The 17,248-nt window shown below is 64.5% G+C and carries 17 protein-coding genes and 2 pseudogenes; 8 read left to right on the top strand and 11 right to left on the bottom strand.

Annotation, left to right across the window (positions count from 1 at the left end):
- The first annotated feature begins 64 nt into the window (after positions 1–64).
- From soxB to Q5701_RS14660, 4 genes and pseudogenes are all read left to right on the top strand, one after another.
- Positions 65–1,756, top strand: coding sequence for a thiosulfohydrolase SoxB (soxB, locus tag Q5701_RS14675; RefSeq protein ID WP_306751731.1), 1,692 nt, complete (start codon positions 65–67; stop codon positions 1,754–1,756).
- Positions 1,757–1,770: 14 nt separating this feature from the next.
- Positions 1,771–3,042 carry a sulfite dehydrogenase gene (soxC, locus tag Q5701_RS14670; RefSeq protein ID WP_306751729.1) on the top strand — a complete coding sequence of 424 codons (1,272 nt, stop codon included), beginning with the start codon at positions 1,771–1,773 and terminating at the stop codon, positions 3,040–3,042.
- Positions 3,026–3,733, top strand: a pseudogene (locus Q5701_RS14665) (c-type cytochrome); the annotation flags it as partial. The gene soxC and the pseudogene Q5701_RS14665, both read left to right, overlap by 17 nt.
- Positions 3,734–3,846: 113 nt before the next feature.
- Positions 3,847–4,284 (top strand): pseudoazurin, encoded by a 438-nt coding sequence (locus Q5701_RS14660; protein ID WP_306751728.1) that lies wholly within the window; start codon positions 3,847–3,849, stop codon positions 4,282–4,284.
- A gap of 84 nt (positions 4,285–4,368) precedes the next feature.
- Here the strand turns inward: Q5701_RS14660 and Q5701_RS14655 are convergent, their stop codons facing one another.
- The 5 genes and pseudogenes from Q5701_RS14655 to Q5701_RS14635 form a co-directional block, all read right to left on the bottom strand.
- Positions 4,369–6,117 (bottom strand): SulP family inorganic anion transporter, encoded by a 1,749-nt coding sequence (locus tag Q5701_RS14655; RefSeq protein WP_306751727.1) that lies wholly within the window; start codon positions 6,115–6,117, stop codon positions 4,369–4,371.
- Positions 6,118–6,120: 3 nt separating this feature from the next.
- Positions 6,121–6,492, bottom strand: a complete 372-nt coding sequence (locus Q5701_RS14650; protein ID WP_306755422.1) for a rhodanese-like domain-containing protein — start codon at positions 6,490–6,492, stop codon at positions 6,121–6,123.
- A 27-nt stretch (positions 6,493–6,519) separates the two neighbouring features.
- A pseudogene (locus tag Q5701_RS14645) lies at positions 6,520–7,434 on the bottom strand (MBL fold metallo-hydrolase); the annotation flags it as partial.
- Positions 7,431–7,871, bottom strand: coding sequence for a DUF6691 family protein (locus tag Q5701_RS14640; protein WP_306751725.1), 441 nt, complete (start codon positions 7,869–7,871; stop codon positions 7,431–7,433). The pseudogene Q5701_RS14645 and the gene Q5701_RS14640, both read right to left, overlap by 4 nt.
- A complete protein-coding gene (locus tag Q5701_RS14635) occupies positions 7,871–8,317 on the bottom strand; it encodes a YeeE/YedE family protein (RefSeq protein ID WP_306751724.1) in 447 nt (148 codons plus the stop codon). The genes Q5701_RS14640 and Q5701_RS14635 overlap by 1 nt, the downstream gene beginning before the upstream one ends.
- A gap of 89 nt (positions 8,318–8,406) precedes the next feature.
- Here Q5701_RS14635 and Q5701_RS14630 point away from each other — a divergent pair, with 89 nt between their 5' ends.
- Positions 8,407–8,718: an ArsR/SmtB family transcription factor gene (locus tag Q5701_RS14630; RefSeq protein ID WP_306751723.1), complete on the top strand. Its 312-nt coding sequence runs from the start codon at positions 8,407–8,409 to the stop codon at positions 8,716–8,718.
- Positions 8,719–8,754: 36 nt separating this feature from the next.
- Here the strand turns inward: Q5701_RS14630 and Q5701_RS14625 are convergent, their stop codons facing one another.
- Genes Q5701_RS14625 through dsbD form a run of 5 tightly spaced genes read right to left on the bottom strand, consistent with a single transcriptional unit; the run spans position 8,755 to position 13,330 of the window.
- Positions 8,755–9,300 carry a L,D-transpeptidase gene (locus Q5701_RS14625; protein ID WP_306751722.1) on the bottom strand — a complete coding sequence of 182 codons (546 nt, stop codon included), beginning with the start codon at positions 9,298–9,300 and terminating at the stop codon, positions 8,755–8,757.
- 31 nt (positions 9,301–9,331) lie between these two features.
- Positions 9,332–9,967: a DsbA family protein gene (locus tag Q5701_RS14620; RefSeq protein WP_306751720.1), complete on the bottom strand. Its 636-nt coding sequence runs from the start codon at positions 9,965–9,967 to the stop codon at positions 9,332–9,334.
- Entirely contained in the window at positions 9,964–10,701 is a 738-nt protein-coding gene (locus Q5701_RS14615; protein ID WP_306751719.1) for a L,D-transpeptidase, read from the bottom strand. Before Q5701_RS14615 ends, Q5701_RS14620 begins: the two co-directional genes overlap by 4 nt.
- Positions 10,698–11,516, bottom strand: a complete 819-nt coding sequence (locus tag Q5701_RS14610) for a TlpA disulfide reductase family protein (RefSeq protein WP_306751718.1) — start codon at positions 11,514–11,516, stop codon at positions 10,698–10,700. The genes Q5701_RS14615 and Q5701_RS14610 overlap by 4 nt, the downstream gene beginning before the upstream one ends.
- Positions 11,513–13,330 carry a protein-disulfide reductase DsbD gene (gene dsbD / locus Q5701_RS14605; protein WP_306751717.1) on the bottom strand — a complete coding sequence of 606 codons (1,818 nt, stop codon included), beginning with the start codon at positions 13,328–13,330 and terminating at the stop codon, positions 11,513–11,515. Before dsbD ends, Q5701_RS14610 begins: the two co-directional genes overlap by 4 nt.
- Positions 13,331–13,414: 84 nt before the next feature.
- Between dsbD and Q5701_RS14600 the strand changes: the two genes are divergently transcribed.
- The 3 genes from Q5701_RS14600 to Q5701_RS14590 all read left to right on the top strand — a co-directional run bounded on the left by Q5701_RS14600 (position 13,415) and on the right by Q5701_RS14590 (position 16,081).
- The gene (locus tag Q5701_RS14600) at positions 13,415–14,089 is read left to right on the top strand and encodes a winged helix-turn-helix domain-containing protein (RefSeq protein ID WP_306751716.1); all 675 of its coding nucleotides are present in this window, start codon (positions 13,415–13,417) and stop codon (positions 14,087–14,089) included.
- Positions 14,089–15,441, top strand: coding sequence for a sensor histidine kinase (locus tag Q5701_RS14595; protein ID WP_306751715.1), 1,353 nt, complete (start codon positions 14,089–14,091; stop codon positions 15,439–15,441). Before Q5701_RS14600 ends, Q5701_RS14595 begins: the two co-directional genes overlap by 1 nt.
- 79 nt (positions 15,442–15,520) lie before the next feature.
- A complete protein-coding gene (locus Q5701_RS14590; protein ID WP_306751714.1) occupies positions 15,521–16,081 on the top strand; it encodes a DsbA family protein in 561 nt (186 codons plus the stop codon).
- A gap of 213 nt (positions 16,082–16,294) precedes the next feature.
- On the opposite strand, the gene Q5701_RS14585 is transcribed toward Q5701_RS14590, so the two are convergent.
- The gene (locus Q5701_RS14585) at positions 16,295–17,239 is read right to left on the bottom strand and encodes a BMP family protein (protein ID WP_306751713.1); all 945 of its coding nucleotides are present in this window, start codon (positions 17,237–17,239) and stop codon (positions 16,295–16,297) included.
- Positions 17,240–17,248 lie beyond the last annotated feature (9 nt).

Below are 17,248 nucleotides of genomic sequence, written 5' to 3'. Positions count from 1 at the left end.
CAGGTTGCCGCGGCTGACTAACTATGCTCAACATCTGCAATTATTCGAATATGATGAGGTAACTGTGGCTTCGCGCAGGGAATTTCTTCAGGCTGGTCTGGCCACATCGGCAATCCTTGCCGGGCTGGGCATGTCCAACTGGTCGCGGGCCATGGCACAGCAGACGCTTACGCAGGATCAACTGCTGCAGTTCGACGATTTTGGCAACCTGACGCTGATCCATGTCACCGACGCTCATGCGCATCTGCGCCCCGTGTGGTATCGCGAACCCGATACCAACATCGGCGTGGGCGAAGCCGCCGGTCGGGTGCCGCATGTCGTGGGCGAAACCTTCCAGAAGATGTTCGGCATCGCGCCGGGCAGCCCCGAGGCCTATGCGCTGACCTATCCCGACTTCGAGGCCCTAGCCAAGACCTATGGCCAGATGGGCGGCTTCGACCGCATCGCAACGATCGTGAAGGCGATCCGCGGCAGCCGCCCGGATGCGATCCTGCTGGACGGGGGCGACACCTGGCACGGCAGCTATACCAGCCTCAAGACCCGGGGCGAGGACATGGTTCGGGTGCAGAACCTGTTGGGCGTGGAAGCGATGTCCAGCCACTGGGAATTCACCTTCGGAACCGAGCGCGTGAAGGAACTGATCGAGCAGTGCAACTTCCCGTTCCTTGGCGCCAATATCTATGACGTCGAATGGGACGAACCTGCCTTCGAGCCCTATAAGATCATCCAGAAGGGCGATCTGGCCATGGGCGTGATCGGGCAAGCCTTCCCCTATCTGCCGATCGCCAACCCGAAATGGATGTTCCCAGAATACAGCTTCGGCATTCGTGAAGAGCGCATGCAGGAGGTCGTGGACGAGTTGCGCGCCCAGAACGTCGATCTGGTCGTCTGCCTGTCGCACAACGGCTTTGACGTCGATCACAAGATGGCGGGCCGGGTGAAGGGCATCGACGTGATCCTGTCGGGCCATACCCACGACGCCGTCCCCGAACCGGTGCTGGTGGGCGAGACGATCATCATCGCATCCGGCAGCCATGGCAAGTTCGTCAGCCGCGTCGATCTGGACGTACAGGGCGGCCGCATGGCAGGCTTTCGCCACAAGCTGATCCCGGTCTTTTCCGACGTGATCGCCCCCGATCCGGAGATGTCGTCGCTGATCGAGGAGGTCCGCGCGCCTTACAAGGCGGATCTGGAAACAGTGATCGGGCAGACCGACAAGCTTCTCTACCGTCGTGGCAATTTCAACGGCACCTGGGACGACCTGATCTGCCGGGCAATCCTGGAGGAGCGCGATGCCGAGATCGCGCTGTCCCCGGGTGTCCGCTGGGGCGCCTCGGTCCTGCCCGGCGACATCACCCGCGAGGATATCCATTCGGTCACCTCGATGACCTACGGCCAGTGCTACCGGACCGAGATGACCGGCGAGACGCTGAAGACCGTCATGGAGGATGTGGCCGACAACATCTTCAATGCCGATCCCTATTACCAGCAGGGCGGGGACATGGTCCGCGTGGGCGGGCTGGCCTATACGATCGACCCGACCGCCCCGATGGGCAGCCGCATTACCGATCTTCGGTTGATCGCCGAGGACGCCCCGATCGACCCCGCCCGCAGTTATGTGGTCGGCGGCTGGGCTTCGGTCAATGAGGGCACTGAGGGGCCGCAGATCTGGGACGTGGTGGAGGACCACATCCGCAAGGCTGGGGGCGCCCAACAAGACGCGCCCGTATCTAACATTACCGTCAAGGGACTATGAAGGAGTTGGTTCGCATGACCGTCAGACCGGGAACGACCAGCCGCCGGGCTTTCATGCGCGCCGGACTGGCCGCAAGCGTTGCCCTGCCGGCCGCCGTGTCCGCAGCGCGCGGGCAGGGGGCGCCGGATCCGCTGATCACCGAGGTTCAGGACTGGGCGCGCTATAGCGGGGACGGCGTGGACGCCACCCCCTACGGGCTGCCCATCCATTTCGAATCCGACGTGATCCGCCGCAATGTGTCCTGGCTAACGGCGGACACCATCAGCTCGATCAACTTCACGCCAATCCATCAACTGGATGGCACGATCACGCCTGCCGGCTGCGCCTTTGAACGCCACCATTCCGGGGCGATCGAACTGGCAAAGCCGGATTACCGGCTGATGATCAACGGGCTGGTAGACCGCGAGCTGGTCTTCACCTACGACGACCTGGAACGGTTCCCACGCACCCAAGCCGTCTATTTCTGCGAATGCGCCGCCAATACTGGCATGGAATGGGCCGGCGCGCAGTTGAACGGCTCGCAGTTCACGCATGGCATGATCCACAACATGGAATATGTCGGCGTATCGCTGAAGACCCTGCTGGCCGAGGCCGGCGTCAAGCCTGAAGGCAAGTGGATCTACGTCGAAGGCGCCGACGCCTCATCCAACGGCCGGTCAATCCCGATCGAGAAGGCGATGGACGACGTGATGGTGGCCTTCAAGGCCAACGGAGAGGCCCTGCGCAAGGAACACGGCTATCCCGCACGTCTGGTCGTTCCAGGCTGGGAAGGCAACCTCTGGGTCAAGTGGCTGCGCCGTATCGAGGTAACCGCCGGTCCCGTCGAAAGCCGCGAGGAGACGTCGAAATACACCGACACGCTGGCCAACGGGATCTCGCGCAAATGGACCTGGGTCATGGACGCGAAATCGGTCGTGACTGCGCCCAGCCCGCAGGTCGCCATCAAGCACGGTCCTGGCCCCATGGTCATCACTGGGCTTGCCTGGTCCGGGCGCGGGGCAATCACGCGGGTGGACGTGTCGGTGGACGGTGGCAAGAACTGGACCACCGCGCGACTGGCTCAGCCGGGCGCGCCGAGGGCGATGACACGCTTCTACCTGGACCATGTCTGGGACGGCGAAGAGATGTTGCTGCAATCGCGCGCGGTGGACGAAACAGGTTATGTCCAGCCTACAAAGAATGCTTTGCGCGAAATTCGTGGTGAGAACTCGGTTTACCACAACAACGGCATCCAGACCTGGTGGATCAAGAAAGACGGAAGCGCGGAAAATGTCGAAATCTCGTAAAGCTGCCGCTCTGCTGATCGCCCTCGCCGCTGGTTCCGCCGCAGCCGAGACGCAGGTTGCGCCGTCGAATGCTGCGCCCGCGGCGGCCCAGCCTCTCGGCCTGGGCCGGGCTGCCCTGCCTGAGGAAATCTCGGCCTGGGATCTGGATGTCAGCCCCGACGGCACCGGCCTGCCCGAAGGGTCGGGTGACGTCATGACGGGTGAAGAGATCTATCTGGAGCAGTGCGCGGCCTGCCATGGCGACTTTGCCGAGGGCCTGGACAACTGGCCGGCCCTGTCGGGCGGCGAGGGCACCCTGGATCGGGAAGACCCGGAAAAGACCATCGGCAGTTATTGGCCATATCTTTCCACAGTGTGGGACTATGTGCATCGCTCGATGCCCTTTGGAAATGCCCAGATCCTGACGCCTGAAGATACCTACGCGATCACGGCCTATCTTCTGTATTCCAATGGCCTGGTCGAAGATGATTTTGTTCTGTCGAAGGACAACTTCGCCGAGGTCCAGATGCCCAATGCTGACGGTTTTATCGAGGATGATCGAGCAGAGACTGAGTATTCCGCCTTTTCGGCCGAGCCTTGCATGGAGAACTGCAAGGAAAGTGTCGAGATCACCATGCATGCGTCGGTGCTGGACGTGACGCCCGGCAACGAGGGCGAGGCAGCTGAAGGCGTGGCGGAAGATGCTCCCGCCGATGCCAGCCTCGACTGAAACACCAAGAAGCGGGCCCCATCCGGTGCCTGCGCCTCGGCCGCGATCCGCGATCACGCGGATTGCGCCATAACAACCACCAGACAGGAAGAACCATGAACTATTTTTCATATCTCGCCATCCCGGCGGCCCTTTTTGCCATGGCCGGAGCAGGTTTCGCTGCTGATCACCAGGTTCAGATGCTGAACAAGGGTGAAGCCGGGATGATGGTCTTCGAGCCCGCCTATGTTCGTGCCGAGCCCGGCGATACGGTGACCTTCGTGCCCACCGACAAAAGCCACAACGTCGAGTCCATCGCCGAAATCCTGCCCGAGGGCGTCGAAAAGTTCAAAAGCAAGGTGAACGACGAATTCATCCTGACCGTGACCGAGCCGGGCCTCTACGGTGTCAAATGCACCCCCCATTTTGCGATGGGCATGGTGGGTCTGATCCAGGTAGGCGAGGCACCAGCCGATACTGAGGCCGCCAAATCTGCCAAGATGTCGAAAAAGGCGCGAGAGCGGATGGACGAGGCTATCGCCCAGATCGAATAACGGCTTCGAAGTCGCAGTAGGCAGAAGAAAGAGTGGGCGGAAAGTGATCCGCCCCGCCCTCTCTCCTGCCATGTCGGCGCTTGGTTACCCGGAAACGCCGCGCAGGCCTGTCTGGGTTGTCCTCTGTGTGTCCTGCGGGGCAAGTGTCTCGACCGCATGATAATGCGACAAGTGAACCTGGCCGGTCAGGTGGTGCAGGAAGTCGCTGCGTTCCAGACGATCCATGACCGGGCCCTTCACCTCGGACAGGTGCAGCGCGATGCCCGCGTCGGATAGGCGGTGCATCACCAGTTCCAGGCTTTCAAGCGCGCTTGCGTCGATGCTGTTGACGGCGGCGCAGTTCAGGACGACGTGGCGCAGCTGAGGGCGGGCGGCGACCTCTTGCTGAATGATGGTCTCGATGGCGCGGGCATTGGCGAAGAACAGGCTTTCGTCGATGCGCAGGCCAAGCACCTCGGGTGTGCAGATCACGCGGTGGCGCAGCACGTTGCGGAAATGCTGCGTTCCAGGCACCTGGCCGATCACAGCGACATGAGGGCGAGAGCTTGCCCACAGGTGCAGCAGGACCGACACGGCGACCCCCGCCATGATCCCGGTTTCGACCCCGTCCAGCAGTGTCACCCCAAGTGTGGCGGCAAGGGCTGAGAAGTCCGAGCGGGAGTATTTCCAGGTTCGCCGCAAGGCACCAAAGTCCGCCAGGCTCAGCACCGCCACGATGATGGTGGCCGCCAGGACGGCAATGGGCAGGTGGAACAGCAGCGGCGTCAGGAACAGTGAGGCAAGCCCAATGCCGATGGCAGTGAAGGCGCCTGCCGCCGGGGTCTGAGCGCCCGCGTCAAAATTAACGACCGAGCGGGCAAAGCCGCCAGTGACCGGATAGCCCGAGGAAAAGGCCGCGGCCAAGTTCGCCATGCCCAGGCCGATCAGTTCCTGGTCCGGGCTGATCGACTGGCGGCGCTTGGCGGCCAGCGTCTGCGCCACCGACACCGACTCCACAAACCCGATCAGGGCGATCAGAAAGGCCGACGGCAGCAGCGCCATCCACAGCGCCGGATCGACAACTGGCATCGACAGCGGCGGCAGCCCCTGCGGCACCTGGCCCACGACCGCCACCCCCGGATCGAGCAGGACAACCGTCGCAATCGAGGCCACGACGACCAGAACCGGCCCTGTTCGTGCCAGAAGTGCGGCGATGGGGGGAGAGATCCGCAGCCGGATCAGCATCGGCTTCAGAGTGCGGCGCGACCAGAACAGGAAAGCCGTCGCGAGTGCCCCGATCACCAGCGTCGGCCAATGGGTTTGAGACAGGCTTCCAAGCAGCGAGGACAGCATCTCGGGTAGGGTGGCGCCCTCGGCGTTGATGCCCAGGATGTGCTTCAACTGCCCCGTGGCGATCAGCAGGCTGGAGGCGGTGATGAAGCCTGAAATCACCGGATGCGACAGAAGGTTCGCCATGAAGCCCAGGCGAAAGACGCCCATGCTGACCAGGATCAGCCCCGACAGCAGCGCCAGGATTAGCGCCGCTGTGATATATTCCGGGCTGCCGGGTGCGACGACACTGGACGCAGCCGTGGCGGTCAGCAGCGACACCACTGCCACCGGGCCGACCGACAAGGTTCGGCTGCTGCCGAACAGCGCGTAGGCCATTAGCGGCAGGATCGAGGCGTATAGACCGATAATGGGTGGCAGGCCGGCCAGCATCGCATAGGCCAGCGACTGCGGGATCAGCATGATCGTCACAATCACCGCAGCCATGCCGTCGCTGATTAGGGCGTGCCGGTCATACGCACGCCCCCAGGTCAAGATCGGCAAGAATCGGCCCAGCCTGTCCATGGCTCAGTCCTCGACGGGAAGGCCTTTGGCCTTCCATGCCTCGAACCCGCCTTCGATCACAGTGGCGTCGTAGCCCATGGTGCGCAGGGTGTCAGCCACCAGTGCCGCCCGGGCGCCCGAGCCGCACAGGACATGGACGTACCCTGTGTCGCGCAGGTCGGTCAGGCGCACTTCCGCTGTCTTCGCCGTTGCGTCGGCGCGGCTTTCCACAAGGCCGCGCGGCACATGCAGGGCGTCGGGCACCCGCCCATGGTTTTCGAGTTCGCCCGGTTCGCGCACATCAAGGACCAGTGCTGCCGACCCGTCTCCTTTGGCCGCCTGTTCTGGCGAAATGGTTGCTACGCGACTTTGCGCCTCGGCGACCAAATCCTTCATGGTCTTGGCCTTCTTCTTCGGCGCCGGGAACCTGTTGACGGGGATCTTCAGGTAGCTGTTGCCGTCCGCCTCTGCAGCGGGCAGGCGGCCGCCGCGCAGGTTGATCTGCAGCGCGGCCAGGATGCGGTCGGGCAGGGGCAGGGTGGCATCGCGTTCGTTGCGTTTCTTGATCCAGTCCTCGCGCCGGGTGCCGTCCTTGACGTGCTTGTTGCTGGCGCGATGCTGGGCCACGGTAGCCTCCCATTGCGGCTCGTCGCGGTCCTCAGTGCCATAGTCGTGGCCCACGAAGAGCCGCGTATTCTCCGGCAGGGCCAGGATCGCCTGGATCGAGTCCCACAACTGCTCGGTATTGCCGCCGGGGAAATCGGCGCGCGAGGTGCCGACATCGGGTTGCATCAGCGTGTCATGGGTAAAGGCCGCGTCCCCGCAGACATAGGTGATCGAGCCCAGCGTGTGGCCGGGCGACAGCATCACCCGCGCCTCCAGCTGGCCGATGCGGAAGGTCTCGCCGGCCGCGAACAGGTGGTCGAAGTCGCGCGCGGGGCCGAAGGCATCGGGCAGGTTGTAGAGCCCGGCCCAGAGCCTAGCGATGTCATGGACCTTGTCGCCGATGGCAGCAGGCGCGCAGGTGCGTTCCTTCAAAAGCGCCGAGGCCATCACGTGATCGGCATGAGGATGGGTATCCAGCACCCATTCGACGCTGAGCCCGTTCTGGCGAACCAGATCCAACACCTGGTCCATGCTTTCGGTCGAGAAGCGATAGTTCTTCGGGTCGAGGTTCCAGACCACGTCGATCAGCGCGGCCTGTTTTGTCGCGGGATCGGCACAGATATACTGGATCGAGCCGGTATCGGGTTCATAGATGCCCCAAACATCCGGGCTGCCCGCGCCGGTGGAGGGCGAATGGCGGACGACCCGCTCCTTCAGTTTGGATGTGCTCATGATGTTGCTCCTTTGCCTTGCAGAAGACCGCCTGCCTTGATCCGGGCGCCCAGCCACAGACCCATCAGCATCGCGGGCAAAAAGATCAGGGTGCCCGGTGCCAGCAGAGGCAGGGCGGTCCAGGCCGGGCCGGGGCAGAAGCCGCCGATCCCCCAGCCGATCCCGAACAGCGCCGCCCCGGCCAGCAGGGGCTTGTCGATGACGCGGTTCTTCGGAATGTCGAAGCCTTGCTCAAGGACCGGCGCCTTGCGCCGCCAGGCCAGGCGGTAGCCGACAAAGGCTGTCAGCGTGGCCCCGCCCATCACGAAGGCAAGGCTCGGATCCCAGGTCCCCGCCAGGTCCAGGAAGTTCAGCACCTTGGCCGGCTTGGCCATGCCCGAGATCACCAGCCCAAGCCCGAAGACCAGGCCAGACAGAAAGCCCCACAATATACGCATCACGCACCTCCAAGAATGTGGCGCAGCACGAAGACCGTGACAAAGCCGGCCGCCATGAAGGTCACGACCGCCGCCAGCGAGCGGCCCGACAGCCGCGCCAGCCCGCAGACCCCGTGCCCCGAGGTGCAGCCCGAGCCGAGCGCGGTGCCCATGCCCACCAGCAGCCCCGCCAGAGCCATGCCGCCCAAGTTGTCCGGCACCGTCTGCTCAACCGTCCCGCCCAGAACCGTCACCGCCAGCGGTGCCAGAACCAAGCCGGCCAGGAAGGCCCATCGCCAGTCGCTGTCCTTTGCCGCGCCAGGCAGCGCCATCGCGCCTTGGGTGATGCCGGCGATGCCGGCGATGCGGCCAAAGAGCGCCATCACCATCACCGCGCTCAGCCCGATCAGCACCCCGCCGAACAGCGAGGCCCAGGGCGTGAACGCGGTCTCGATCCCGATCTCCATTCGTGTCCTCCATTACCGTGGCGGCGCTTGCCCCGTCCGCCGTTATGGGGTATATATTAAGAATGTCTAAATCAGTCAATGCTAATATAATGAATTTCGACAAGGCGACCCACGCACTGCAGGAGCGTGCCGATCATGTGGCCGGGCGGCTGGCCCTGGTTGCCAATGCCAAGCGCCTGCTGATCCTGTGCGAGCTGACCAAGGGCGAACGCTCGGTCAGTGCGCTCCAGCAGGCGGTGGGCCTGAGCCAGTCCGCGCTGAGCCAGCACCTGGCCAAGCTGCGCGAGGCCCAGATGGTTGACACCCGCCGCGAAAGCCAGACCATCTTCTACCGCATCAGCGACCCCGACCTGGAGGTGCTGATGGCTGCGCTTTACGAGGCGTTCTGCAAGGATCTGTGACACAGCCAGGACCTTTCGGCCCCGCCTGCCGGGCTGTCAGATGATCCGGACCTGGGTGCCAACAGGGCAGAGGCCGAAGAGTTCCTCGATCTTTTCGTTGTAAAGGCCAATGCAGCCGTCCGAGGACAGGCGCCCGATCTTGCGCGTGTCATGGGTGCCGTGGATCAGATAGGCGGGCCAGGACAGATACATGGCATGCGTGCCCAAGGGATTGTTCGGACCCGGGCCGACGGGCTTCCAGTCGGGGTAGCGTTCCAGCTGCGAGGCTGTGGGCGTCCAGCTCGGCCCCTCCTTCTTGCGCACGATCTCGGTATAGCCGCGCTTGGTCAATTCTTCGGAGATGGGCACGGACGTGGGATAGGTCCGGTAGGTCTGGCCATCGCCCGACCAGAAATGCAGCGCGCGCGAGCCCGTATCGGCGACGATCGCGCCCATGCCCAGTTCCTCGAAGTGATCCTGCCAGTGCTGCATGGCGAAGCTGCTCATGTTGCGGGCGGGTGCGGCTTGCGCGCGCACCAGGCTGGGTGCTGCAAGCCCGGCGAGGGCGAATAGGCCGAGCATGCGGCGTGAAATTTTGGTCATGGTCTGCTCCTTCTTGGTTATGAACGGGGGATCAGGCGCTGCCACGGGCTGCGGCAATGGCTGTGCGCAGGCGGTCGCGATCGAGAGCGCCGGGCAGAAGGTTCTGGCCGATGATGAAGGCCGGTGTGCCTTGCAGGCCAAGTGCGGCCGCCTGCCGGCTGTTGCGGCCCATCAGCCCGTCCCATCTCTCGCGGTCCTGCCGATAGGCGGCCAGCATCGCTGCGGGATCGAGCCCTGCCGCCGCCAGGGTGTCGCGGACATCGTCTTCGGACAGCCGCGCGGGCGTGGCCAACAGGGCCGCTTGAGCCGCGACATAGGTTCCCTCCTCCACCGCGCCTAGCACCAGCTGGGAGGCGAGGACCGAGGCGCCGCCAAAGATCGGCCAATCCTTCATCGCCAGTCTGACATTGCCGTCTGCCTCCACCTCGGCCATCAGGTCCGGATGGCCGCGCTTGCAGAAGGGGCACTGGTAGTCGAAGAACTCGACCACGGTCACGTCGCCCCCCGGATTGCCCAGCACCGGCTGATCGGGATCAAAGAGCACATCGTCGATGGTCAGCTCGTCGCGGCGGGCTGGCTGGCGCAACAGGGTCCAGCTTATGCCGCCAAGGGTGGTCAGACCTGCGCCGAGGCCGGCGGCCAGGAGAGATCTACGATGCAGGCTCATGCGGGTCTTCCGGGAGTATTGGTGGTCTGAGCCACGGCGGGCGGCGTGGTGCCCTGTCCCGACTGTTCCTTTGTCAGCACCACAACCTTGGTCATGCTGTCCGTGTTCTCGGCCAGGTGGATGATGTCCTGGTTGAAGAGGCGGATGCAGCCGGCCGAGCTGGCGGTGCCGATCGACTGGGGATCGGGCGTGCCATGGATGCGGTAGAAGGTGTCACCGCCGCCGTTGTGGATATAAAGCGCGCGGGCGCCCATCGGGTTTGCGAGCCCGCCATCCACGCCGTCCTTCGAGGGGCCATAGTGTTCGGGGTTCTCGGCCAGCATGCTGTCGGTGGGGGTCCAGCGGGGCCAGTCGCGCTGATAAGGAATATGCGCCTCGCCGGTGAAGCCATAGCCAGCAGCCCCCACGCCCACGGTATAGCGCATGGCCTTGTTGCCCGGCCGGACTTGGTAGAGCCGCTTGGCATGGGGATCGACGATGATCGTGCCGACCGGTTCGTCGGTCCAGTAATCCACTTCCTGGCGGGCTTTGTCTTCGGACAGCAGCTGCGCGGGAATGGCAGGGACCGTCAGATCCCCGTCAGGCTGGGCGGCATAAAGCGCTGCGGTTTGGGCACTGACCGGGGCCGGCGCCGGGGCAGCGGGTGGAGCCGCCAAGGCTGGCGGGGGGGGCTCGCAGGCCGCGAGCGCCAGCAGGACAGAGCCGGCCAGAAGCGTCCTTAGCAGATGGGTCATCCTTGTTCCTTTGCAGTGTCGATGAGGGCGCGCAGGGCGGGACCCGAGATCTCGCCGGTCTGTGCGGCGACAAGCGCGCCTGTCGCATCGAAGACGAGAGTGGAGGGCAGGCCCACGGCGCGCAGCTGGGCCATCAGGTGCCCCCGCGGGTCGCGCAGCATGCCTTCCAGGGGCAGGTTTTCGGCCGCCAGGAAGGCCAGGATGCGATCCGCGGCTTCGCCCTGGTTGGCGAAGACGAAAGACACCTCGGGCATTTCGGCTGCCAAGGCCGTCATCATCGGCATCTCGCGCCGGCAGGGCGGGCACCAGGTTGCCCAGAGATTGACAACCGTCACCCGGTCCTGCCCGGCCAGTTGCACCGTGCTTCCGTCCAGGGCTAGAAGCTCCATCACCGGCAGGCGCATCTGCGGACGCGGCAGGGCTGCGGTGATGGCTTGATGGGTGACGGCCGTGAGGGCGGCCGCGATCAGCAGCGGGCGCAGGACCGCGCTCCGCCCCTTCAGAAGCGCGACCACCAGGACCACTCCTGCCGCGGCCCAACCGGCCCGGGCCGAGAAGCCGCCTTGCCACAGCTTGAGCGCGTCGAGCGGCGCAGCGGCGAAATCACTGGCGTGGGTCAGGACGAAGCCCAGCCGTGCGCCCAGGATCCAGGCGAGAACCGCCCAGCCTGCCCAGGCCTCGATCGCGCGCGCGTGGCCCGCCTGGCGCTCGCGGCGGGCGGCGATTGTGCTCGTGGACAGGAACAGCAGGAACGCTGCAATTGCCGCCAAGCGAGAGGCGTCGAAGACAAAGGGCCCGATGGAGGCCGCGTTCATGGGGCCACCTGCGCAATCGAGGCCAGCAGCTGCGGTGTCTCGACATCGCCGATCAGCCGGCTGCCCTGTGCCTCGGTCCCGGCCGCATCGACGAAGATCATCGTCGGCGGACCGGCGGCGGCGAGGGTCTTCATTACCGCCTGGGCCTCGGCGGTGAAGTCGGTCACATCGACCTTGATCCGAGTCACGTCCTGCAACGCGCTCGCGACCTGCGGGTCGGACATCGGCCCGCGCTCGATCGCGCGGCAGGTCACACACCAGTCGGCGGTGACATAGATCAGCGCGGGCTGCGTCCCGCTCAGGGCAGTTTCCAGCGCTGTCTGGCTTGTCACAGTCTGGAAGGGCATGGGTTCGGCAACCGCCTGCGTCGTGCGACCGGCGAGGGGCGCCAGGGGCCTGGTCGGATCATCGGCACCCATGGCGGCCCCGATGCCCTGGATCAGGCCGGCAAAGACCAAGAGCAGCCCTGCCGCCGAAGCAACGCGCGCGGTGCGCGGCATGCCGGGGGTCAGACGATCCAGAGCACCCAAGGCGACGCCGCAGCCGGTCAGCAGCACCGACCAGAGGACCAGGATGACCGGCCCCGGCAGGATGCGGCCCGCCAGCCAGATCGCCATGCCCAGAAAAACAACGCCGAAGGCAAGCTTTACCCGCTCCATCCAGGCGCCGCGGCGGGGCAGGATGTGTGGACCGAAGGCGCCAACGGCCAGAAGGGGCACGCCCTGTCCCAGTCCAAGGGCGAACAAAGCTGCCGCGCCCAGAGCCACATCTCCCGTCTGGGCAATGTAGATCAAGGCTCCGGCCAGCGGTGCTGTAACGCAAGGCCCCACGATCAGCGCAGAGCCGAAGCCGAGCGCCGCTGCCCCGCCCAAGGAAGCTGTTGCGCTCGTTCCCCGCGACAGCCGCGCCTGCCACACGGCCGGCATCTGCAGTTCGAAGAGGCCGAACATCGACAGCGCCAGCATCACGAAGATCGCCGCGGTGACGCCGATCGCCGCAGGCGATTGCAGCACTGCCTGCAGGTTCGCGCCCGACCAGGCCGCCACGACGCCCAACACGCCGAAGGCCGTGGCCATTGCGGTCACATAGGCACCCGTGAGGGCCAGTCCCCGCCATGCCGTCAGCCCCTGTCCCTGCCGGGTCAGCATGCCTGCCACAATGGGCACCATTGGCAAGACGCAGGGCGTCAAGGAGAGCAGAAGGCCGAAGCCGAAAAAGCCTACGAGGACCAGCAGAACGCCGCCGCGGCCCGCCAGGCCCGCCACAAGGCCATCGCCTTCCGCCAGGGTCAGCCCTGTCTGTGAGGGTGTGTCGGTGTCATCAGCCGACGAACCGGACGGTTGCACAGCATCGCCATCGGCCTGCCAGGAGCCGAAAGGATCGTCCTCTGCAGCCTCCTCCGCCCTGATTGTCCCGTCGGCTTCCAGCACCGCCTGCTGGGGTGCATAGCAGATGCCGTCCTGCTGGCAGCCTTGCCAATGCAGCACCGTCGGCCCCTGCGGGGCGGCAATGGTGATGGCAACCGGCGTCCGGTAAATCTCGTCACGGCCCATCCAGGGATCGTCGTAGGTCTCCCCGTCGGGCAGGGTAAGGGGCAGGAGCGAACCATCCGGCCCCTGCGCCTCGATCTTGCTGCGATAAAGATAGTAGCCCGGTTGCACGTCCCAGACGATCTGCAGATCGCCCGAGGGAGCGGGCGTGATCGTCAGGGCAAAGGCTTCGGCCGGGTCAAGAGGCGGGCCGGGCTGCGCAAGCGCCACGCCTGTCGCCATTGTCCATGCGGTGATTGCCGCCAAGAGGATTCGTATCATCATGGCGCTGCGGCTAAAGAGGTCACCTTAAGCCAGTCTTAAGCTTGCCCCGCCACACCCGGCACTGAGAAACAGGAAAGGATGCCCATGCGGCTCTTGATCGTGGAAGATGATCCGGTGCTGTCGGAGGGTCTGGTGGTGGGCCTCGGCCTGTCAGGTTTTACCGCTGATGCGGTCGCAACACTTGCCGATGCCCGCGAAGCCCTGGCCCATAGCGAGTTCGCAGGCATGGTGCTGGACATCATGCTGCCGGATGGTCTGGGCACTGATCTGCTGGCCGAGATGCGGGCTTCCGGAAACATGCTGCCGGTGCTGCTGCTGACGGCGCGGGACCAGGTGCGCGACCGGGTCGCGGGGCTGGACGGGGGCGCTGACGATTATCTCGGAAAGCCTTTCGATCTGGATGAACTGGCAGCTCGGATCCGCGCCATGCTGCGCCGGCAGGGCGGCCGCGCCAGTCCGGTCCTGCACCGGAACGGGCTGGAGCTGGACCCGGCGGCCATGACGGCGACGCGGGAGGGTCAGCCTTTGCGCCTGTCGCGGCGCGAATTTGCCATCCTGCATGCCTTGGCGGAGCGTCCCGGGCGCATCCTGTCCCGCGCACAACTCGAGGAACGCCTTTATGGCTGGCAGGAGGATGTCGAAAGCAACACGGTCGAAGTCCACATCCATCACCTGCGTGCCAAGCTCGGCCGCGATGTGATCGAGACAGTTCGCGGCCTTGGCTATTGCATGCCGGTGGCCGGCGCGAAGGCAGGCTGATGTCGATCCGTCTTCGTCTCATTCTGATCCTGACGCTGGCCACCAGTGCCATCTGGCTGTCGGCAGCCCTGTGGATCAACATCTCCACCCGCGCACAGGTCGAACGGGTTCTGGATGCCCGCTTGTCCGAGGCGGCCAACATGGTCAGCTCGCTCATGGCAGACCGTCGGATCGCGCTGAATGACACTGCCGCAGGGGCGACGATTGCGTTGCCCAGCGATGGCGGATACTCGCGCCAGCTGTCCTGCCAGATCTGGTCGCTGCAAGGCGATCTGCTGGGGGCGTCCTCGGGGGCGCCGGATGCGAGGTTGTCCGAGGCCGAGGGCTTTGCAACCACCTTGATTGACGGCGAACCATGGCGTGTCTTCACCGTCCTCAACCCGGATGTGGGGGTCCGGGTAATGGTGGGCGACCGGATGGAGGTGCGGGATCGTCTGGTCGGCGACGTGGTGCAGGGCCTTTTGTGGCCGTTGGCGGTGATCTTCCCTGCGCTGGCCCTGTTGATCTGGATCAGCGTCGGTCGTGGGCTGGCGCCTCTGGCACACCTGGAGACCGTGCTGCGTCACCGTAAACCGGACGATCTGAACCCTTTGCCTGAGAGCCGGGATCCGCGTGAAATCCGGCCCGTGCGGCGGGCGCTCAACAACCTGTTCCAGCGTCTCGAAGATGTCCGGCGCTCTGAAAGGGATTTCACCGCCTTCGCGGCCCATGAACTGAAGACTCCGTTGGCCGGATTGCGCACCCATGCCCAGATCGCCCGGATGGCAGCCGATCCTGCAGTGCGCGACCGTGCCCTGGCAGCCATTGCCACCTCGGTCGATCGCACCGACCGGATGGTGCGCCAGCTTCTGGATCTCACGGCCATCGACCAGGACGCGGCATCAGCCGGACGTCTGGACGTGGCTACTCTGCTTGCGGAGGTGGCCCAGCAGGCCGAAGACCAGACCCGCGCCCGGCAGGTGCGCCTGAGGATCGAAGCCGATGATCTTCCCCCGCTTTACGCACCGCGCATCCTGGTCCACAGCGCCCTGCGCAATCTGGTGGAGAACGCGATCCAGCATTCTCCCGAAGATGGGATCATCAGCCTGATCGCGTCCTGCGAGGGATCATCGGTAACCATCCGCGTCCGCGACCAGGGGCCCGGCATCCGGCCCGAGGACCGCGACCGTGTTACCGATCGGTTCTGGCGTGGCCCAGGCCGGGAGGTTCACGGCAGCGGCCTGGGTCTCGCCATCGTTGCGGCGGCCGTGCAGCGCATGGGCGGACGGCTGGAGGTGGGCGAAGCCAAAGGTGGGCAGGAGATGGCGGTCATCCTGCCGCTGGCGGATCTTGGAGAGAAGCATTCCTCTTAAGCCCCCCTTAAGGTTGGCGAGCCAATCCACCTCCATGACACGGCGCACGAGATGCGCTGCTTTGGTTTGAGGATGATGCATGCAACGTCGAAACTTTCTGATCGCCAGCACGGGACTGCTGGTTCTGCCGACCATCGCTCTCGCGGCGCGGGACAATCCTATGCCCGAAGAGCTGAGAAAAGCGCTCGAGCGTGATCCCACGGCGCCCGTCCTCGGCAATCCCGATGGCGATGTGACCCTGACCGAGTTCTTTGACTACAATTGTCCCTTCTGTCGGGAGATGGTCGACCCGATCCATCGCCTGATCCTGTCCGATCCGAACCTGCGTGTCGTCTTTCGCGAGTGGCCGGTGTTCGGAACGGACTCCGAGGACGCTGCACGGGTCTCGCTCGCCTCGCTGTCGCAGGGCCGCTATTGGCAGATGCACAAGGCCATGTTCTCGATCCCGGGGAAGGCCAATGCTGATACCGCCAGGCAGGCAGCCGCAAAGGCTGGTCTCAACTGGACCCGCCTGGAGCAGGACATCCAATCCGAGCGTGTCGAACGCCACATCACCAACAGTTTCCTTCTGGCCGAGCACATGGGGTTGATGGGCACGCCCAGCTTTGTCGCCGGCGACGAAGGGGCCTTTGGCAAATAAAGCCTGGACGATCTCAAGGGCCTGGTCCAGCGAGCGCGGGAAACCCTCGGGTGAGCTTCGGAGCGGCGCGTGCGGGTGATGAGTGCCTTCGCAAAGCAGGAGGAACGAAGCAGGAAAGCTGCGCGAAGTTTCGTCTTGCCCTGCGAGCATCAGGACGGAAAAGCAAGTCGCCCCCGTAAGGGGGCGAAGCAGGAACAGGCGGTCGATGTCTCGTCAAGGAGCCATTTCTGGCCCGTCATACTCTGTGGAAACCTCGATTTCGTCTCGGATGATCTTCTGCCGCAGATCTTCGATCTGTGACTTCACGTCTGTCGGGACATCATCAGCCAGTGTCAGCGATACTGCCTCGGGGTTTTCAAGCCCGATCGTCTTGACGACTCCCGGCTTCCAGTCCCCCGTGGTGTAGTCCCGCACGGCTTCGACGCTCGGAATGCTGACATCTGCAATGGCAGAGCCTGCAAAGACCTCTGGCTCTACCGCGGTCCAGTCGATGACGTTCCCGAACTGCCGGGTGTTCGTGCCCTTCATTGCCTCGATTGCACCCTGGCGGCCGGCGTTCAGCATGGTGAAGATGTAGTCGGCGCCTTGCTCCATCTGAGCCCTCGCCACACGCTCGGACAATTCATTGTCGTCCTGGTTGCCGGCAAAGATCGTCAGGAACTTCGCGTCGGGGTTGGTATGCATCAGCCCGTTGTAGAAGCCCCCGCGGCCTTTCAGCCCCGGCGTGACGCGGATGCCCGAAATGTGGCCGACGACGTCCGTCTCGGTCAGCAGTCCAGCGGCGGCACCGGCAAGCCAGGCGCTTTCTTCCTGGAGAACCTCATAGCTCGAAAGGTTGGGACCGGTGACATTCCCCTGCACGACCACGAACTCGATCTCGGGAAACTCGGCCGCGACCTGCTGGGCCGCCTGGTTGTTCTGGCCTCCATGGGCAATCACCATATCTGGCCCATCTTGTGCAAGACGGCGCAGCGCAGCAGCCAACTGATCCGGTTTCGGCTCTATCTTGTCAATGTAGCTGATTTTCGCGCCGAACTCTTCCTGGATCTTCAGCAACCCATTGTAACCTGCCTCCATGAAGCCGTTGTCTTCAATGTTGCCGGCCAAGAGCATGGCTACGGATAGGCTGTCGGACTGCGCTTGCGCCGTTGATGCCATGAGAAGCGA

Source organism: Paracoccus actinidiae (assembly GCF_030863885.1).
GTDB lineage: Bacteria > Pseudomonadota > Alphaproteobacteria > Rhodobacterales > Rhodobacteraceae > Paracoccus > Paracoccus everestensis.
Note: the sequence above shows the minus strand (reverse complement) of the source record. Positions and strands in the feature narration are given on the sequence as shown.